At 68.2% G+C, this 5,473-nt stretch carries 6 protein-coding genes; all 6 read right to left on the reverse strand.

Going from position 1 to position 5,473, the window contains the following annotated elements:
- Positions 1-423: peroxide stress protein YaaA (gene yaaA, locus ACM2XV_RS11665; protein ID WP_487027041.1), on the reverse strand; the 423-nt coding region annotated here is incomplete at its 3' end.
- Between the two features lie 125 nt (positions 424-548).
- Positions 549-812 carry a F0F1 ATP synthase subunit epsilon gene (locus tag ACM2XV_RS11670; protein WP_344773241.1) on the reverse strand — a complete coding sequence of 88 codons (264 nt, stop codon included), beginning with the start codon at positions 810-812 and terminating at the stop codon, positions 549-551.
- Positions 813-815: 3 nt separating this feature from the next.
- Positions 816-2,288, reverse strand: a complete 1,473-nt coding sequence (atpD, locus tag ACM2XV_RS11675) for a F0F1 ATP synthase subunit beta (protein WP_344773243.1) — start codon at positions 2,286-2,288, stop codon at positions 816-818.
- 37 nt (positions 2,289-2,325) lie between these two features.
- A complete protein-coding gene (locus tag ACM2XV_RS11680; RefSeq protein WP_344773245.1) occupies positions 2,326-3,228 on the reverse strand; it encodes a F0F1 ATP synthase subunit gamma in 903 nt (300 codons plus the stop codon).
- Positions 3,229-3,230: 2 nt separating this feature from the next.
- Complete coding sequence (gene atpA, locus ACM2XV_RS11685) at positions 3,231-4,865, reverse strand: F0F1 ATP synthase subunit alpha (protein ID WP_344773247.1); 1,635 nt, start codon at positions 4,863-4,865, stop codon at positions 3,231-3,233.
- Positions 4,866-4,915: 50 nt separating this feature from the next.
- Positions 4,916-5,473: ATP synthase F1 subunit delta (gene atpH / locus ACM2XV_RS11690; RefSeq protein WP_487027042.1), on the reverse strand; the 558-nt coding region annotated here is incomplete at its 5' end.

Consider the following 5,473-nt stretch of genomic DNA (forward strand, 5'->3'; position numbering starts at 1 on the left):
GAGCCGCACGCCGGGAAGACGGGAGTCGTGCGAGAGGCGGTAGTCGGGAATCCCGTCCAGCGCGCCGACCGGGCCGAGGACCGCCGAGTGGATGACCACGTGTCGGCCGAGGCGCTCGCGCGCCGTCGCGGGCAGAGACCCGGCGTCGAGCGCGTCGTAGAGCACGCCGGTGTAGCGATCGACCGCGGGGAGCAGTTCGGATTCCTCGAGCACCCGGTTCTTCGCGACCTCGTGATGCTGCTTCACCCCGAGCTTGAGCGCGGCCACCGCGGCGTCGTGGTCCTCTGCGAGGGCAGCGAGCGCGTCGAGGGTGGCGCGGCGGGCATCCGTCAGCATCGGGTAACGCAGCTTCGACAGGGTGAGCCGGGTGCCGGGAGCGCCGCCGGGGCGCTTCGTCTCGGAGGGGGGAAGCAGAAGGAGCACGGGATTCCTGCGAGGAAGGGGTCTCGATGCGGTCGCAGAGCGACCTACTCGACCAGCGTGGGAAACGCGGAAGTCCCGCCCCGACGAGCGGGACGGGACTTCCGTGAGAGAGACAGGTTGAGCGGCTAGACCAGCTCGGCGCGCGACGCGACGATCGTGACGATGTCGGCCGCAACCGAGAAGAAACCGCCCTCGGCGTTCGCCGTGATGCGCTCACCGCCCGGCAGCGTCAGGCGCACCTGGCCGCTCGCGAGCAGGCCGAGCACCGGCTCGCGACCGGGCAGAACGCCGATCTCGCCGTCGGTGGTCTTGGCGACGACCATGGCCGCCTCGCCCGACCAGACCTTGTGGTCTGCGGCGACCACGCTGACGTTGAGCAGCTTCGCCATGGCCTACGCGTTCTCCTTCTGGATCTGCGCCCACTTCTCCTCGACGTCGGAGATGGCGCCGACGTTGAAGAACGCCTGAACGGCGACGTGGTCGAAGTCGCCGCGGGCGATCGCGTCGAACGACTCGATGGTGTCCTTGATCGGAACCGTCGAGCCCTCGACACCCGTGAACTTCTTCGCCATGTAGGTGTTCTGCGAGAGGAACTGCTGGATGCGGCGAGCACGCTCGACCGTGATCTTGTCCTCTTCGGAGAGCTCGTCGACACCGAGGATCGCGATGATCTCCTGCAGTTCCTTGTTCTTCTGCAGGATCTGCTTCACGGTGGTCGCCACGCGGTAGTGGTCCTCGCCGATGTAGCGCGGGTCGAGGATGCGCGAGGTCGAGGCCAGCGGGTCGACCGCGGGGTACAGACCCTGCGAGGCGATCTCACGCGAGAGCTCGGTCGTCGCGTCGAGGTGCGCGAAGGTGGTCGCCGGGGCCGGGTCGGTGTAGTCGTCGGCCGGCACGTAGATCGCCTGCAGCGAGGTGATCGAGTGGCCGCGCGTCGAGGTGATGCGCTCCTGAAGAACACCCATCTCGTCGGCGAGGTTCGGCTGGTAGCCCACCGCGGAGGGCATGCGGCCGAGCAGCGTCGACACCTCGGAGCCCGCCTGCGTGAAGCGGAAGATGTTGTCGATGAAGAGCAGCACGTCCTGCTTCTGGACGTCGCGGAAGTACTCGGCCATGGTCAGCGCCGAGAGGGCGACGCGCAGACGCGTCCCCGGCGGCTCGTCCATCTGGCCGAACACGAGAGCGGTCTTGTCGAAGACGCCGGCCTCGTCCATCTCGTGGATCAGGTCGTTGCCCTCACGGGTGCGCTCGCCGACGCCGGCGAACACCGACACACCGCCGTGGTCCTGCGCGACGCGCTGGATCATCTCCTGGATGAGGACGGTCTTGCCGACGCCGGCGCCGCCGAACAGGCCGATCTTGCCGCCCTGCACGTACGGCGTCAGAAGGTCGATGACCTTGATACCGGTCTCGAACATCGTGGTCTTCGACTCGAGCTGATCGAACGACGGCGCCTTGCGGTGGATCGGCCAGCGCTCGGTGATCTCGATCTTCTCGCCGGGCTCGGCGTTGAGGATCTCGCCCGTCACGTCGAAGACGCGGCCCTTGGTCACGTCGCCGACGGGCACCGAGATCGGGGCGCCGGTGTCGCGCACCTCCTGGCCGCGGACGATGCCGTCGGTCGGCTTCAGCGAGATGGCGCGCACGAGGTCGTCACCGAGGTGCTGAGCGACCTCGAGCGTGATCTCGTGCGCCTCCTCCTCGTCGCCCGAGAAGCTGATGGTGGTCTTGAGCGCGTTGTACACCTCGGGGATCGCGTCGTGCGGGAACTCGATGTCCACGACGGGACCGGTGACGCGCGCAACGCGGCCGACGCCGGGCGCGACCTGTGCGCCCGTGCCGGGGGTCTCGGCGGTGATGGTCATTGTTGTCTCTCTCTGTCTCTCGAACAGGCTTCTGTGGTCAGGACGCGAGCGCGTCGGCACCGCCGACGATCTCGGAGATCTGCTGCGTGATCTCGGCCTGACGCGCGTTGTTGGCGAGGCGCGTGTAGTTGGTGATCAGCTTGTCCGCGTTGTCGGATGCCGACTTCATCGCCTTCTGCGTCGCGGCGTGCTTGGACGCCGCGGACTGGAGCAGCGCGTAGAACACGCGGCTCTCGACGTAGGCGGGCAGCAGCCGGTCGAGCACGGTCTCGGCGTCGGGCTCGAACTCGTACAGCGGAGCCACGCCGTCGACGTCGGGAAGGGAGTCGTCCTCGAGCTTGCCCTCGACCTGCAGGGGCAGCAGGCGGCGCACCCGCGGGGTCTGCGTGATCGAGCTCACGAACTGGTTGAACACGCCGTGGATCTCGTTCACCCCGCCCTCGGACTCGTCGCGCGTGAACAGCTCGATGAGCTTGTCGCTGATCTCCTTCGCGAGCTCGAACGACGGCTGGTCGGTCTCGCCCGTCCAGCTCTCGAGGTACTCCCGACGGCGGAACGCGAAGTAGCCGACGGCCTTGCGGCCGACGAGGTACCACACGACCTCTTTGCCCTGCTCTTTGAGCAGCGTCTCGAGCTGCAGCGCCTGGCGGATCACCTGCGAGTTGAACGCGCCCGCGAGGCCGCGGTCTGAGGTGTAGACCACGATCAGCGCCCTCTTGATCTCCTTGGGCTCCGTCGTCAGGAAGTGCTCGACGTTCGAGCGGTGGGCGACGAGCGCCACCGCCTTCGAGATCTCCTGCGTGTAGGGGCCCGCCTCGTTCACGCGAGCGAGCGCCTTGGCAATGCGGCTCGCGCTGATGAGCTCCATCGCGCGGGTGATCTTCTTCGTCGTCTGCGCGGACCGGATCTTCGACCGGTAGATGCGAAGCTGAGCGCCCATGACTAGCGGTTCCCGGCGATCTTCTCCTGCTCGACAGCCTCGGCGTCGAGCGCCTCGTGCTGCTCCGTGCCGGGAGCGGCCAGGGGCTGGCCCTTGCCGGTCTGGAACTCGAGCTTGAACTTGTCGATCTCGGACGAGATCTCGGCCACCGTGTCGTCGGAGAGCTGGCCCGACTCGCGCAGCGTGTCGAGCACCTTCGTGTTGCGGCGCAGGTGATCGAGCAGCTCGCTCTCGAAGCGGAGGATGTCCTCGACCTCGATGTCGTCGAGCTTGCCGTTCGTGCCGGCCCAGATCGAGACGACCTGCTCTTCGACGGGGTACGGCGAGTACTGCGGCTGGCGCAGCAGCTCGGTCAGACGCGCACCGCGCTCGAGCTGGCGGCGCGAGGCCGCGTCGAGGTCGGACGCGAACATCGCGAACGCCTGGAGCGAGCGGTACTGCGCGAGCTCGAGCTTCAGCGTGCCGGAGACCTTCTTGATGTGCTTCAGCTGCGCGTCGCCGCCGACACGCGAAACCGAGATGCCGACGTCGACCGCCGGGCGCTGGTTCGCGTTGAACAGGTCGGACTGCAGGAAGATCTGGCCGTCGGTGATCGAGATCACGTTGGTGGGGATGTACGCCGAGACGTCGTTCGCCTTGGTCTCGATGATCGGAAGGCCGGTCATCGAGCCGTGGCCGAGCTCGTCGGACAGCTTCGCGCAGCGCTCGAGCAGACGCGAGTGCAGGTAGAAGACGTCACCCGGGTATGCCTCGCGGCCCGGCGGGCGGCGCAGCAGCAGGGACACGGCGCGGTAGGCCTCTGCCTGCTTGGTCAGGTCATCGAAGATGATCAGGACGTGCTTGCCGCCGTACATCCAGTGCTGGCCGATCGCCGAGCCGGTGTAGGGCGCGAGGTACTTGAAGCCGGCCGGGTCGGAGGCGGGGGCCGCGACGATGGTCGTGTACTCCATCGCGCCGGCCTCCTCGAGGGCGCCCTTCACCGAGGCGATGGTCGAGCCCTTCTGGCCGATCGCGACGTAGATGCAGCGCACCTGCTTGTCGGGGTCGCCCGACTCCCAGTTGGCCTTCTGGTTGATGATCGTGTCGATCGCGATCGCGGTCTTGCCGGTCTGGCGGTCGCCGATGATGAGCTGGCGCTGGCCGCGGCCGATCGGGATCATGGCGTCGATCGCCTTGATGCCGGTCTGCATCGGCTCGTGCACCGACTTGCGCTGCATGACGCCGGGGGCCTGCAGCTCGAGGGCACGGCGGCCCTCGGTCGCGATCTCGCCGAGGCCGTCGATCGGGTTGCCGAGCGGGTCGACGACGCGGCCGAGGTAGCCGTCGCCGACGGCGACCGAGAGGACCTCGCCCGTGCGGGTCACTTCCTGGCCCTCTTCGATGCCGGCGAACTCGCCGAGCACGACGACGCCGATCTCGTTCTCGTCGAGGTTCAGCGCGAGGCCGAGGGTGCCGTCCGCGAAGCGGACCAGCTCGTTCGCCATGACGCCCGGGAGGCCCTCGACGTGGGCGATGCCGTCAGCGGCGTCGAGCACGTGGCCGACCTCGGTGGCGGTCGCCTTGCTGGGCTCGTACGACGTGACGAAGTCCTTCAGCGCGTCCCGGATCTCGTCGGGGCTGATGGAGATGTCTGCCATGTTGTTCCTTTTGTAAGCGAGGCGGCTGGCCTCAGCGGTGAAGACCGGTGTTATGCGAGCTGGAGCCGCACGTCGGAGAGACGCGTGGCGATGCTCGAGTCGATGACGTCGTCGCCGACCCGCACGCGCAGGCCGCCGATGAGCTCGGGATCGATGACGGTGTTGAAGGCGATCGCCTTGTCGTAGCGCTTCGAGAGCACGCCGCGAAGGCGGTCCAGCTGAGCGGCCGTGAGGGGCTGCGCGCTGGTGACGGTCGCGAGCACGGCCTGCTTCTGGTCGGCGACCGTCTGCTGCGCCCAGCGCAGCGACTCGCGGATGCCGCGGCCGCGCGGGTCCGCGACGAGCTGACGCACGATCGCGACGGTCTGTGCGGAGACCTTCGTCTGAAGCAGGCGCTCGACCACGCCGACCTTCGCGGCCGGGTCGGCGAGCTTGCTGCGCAGGGCCAGCTCGAGCTGTGCGTCGCTCGCGACGGCCCGGCCGACCTCGAACAGCTCGTCGCTGATCGAGACGGATGCCGGCGCCGACTGTGCGATCGCACGGACGCCGGCCTCTTCGAGCCCGTCGATGATGTCGGCCGGCTCTGACCAGCGCTGCCGGGCGGCGGT

The sequence above is a fragment of the Gryllotalpicola sp. CP2-P1 genome (genome assembly GCF_057512245.1).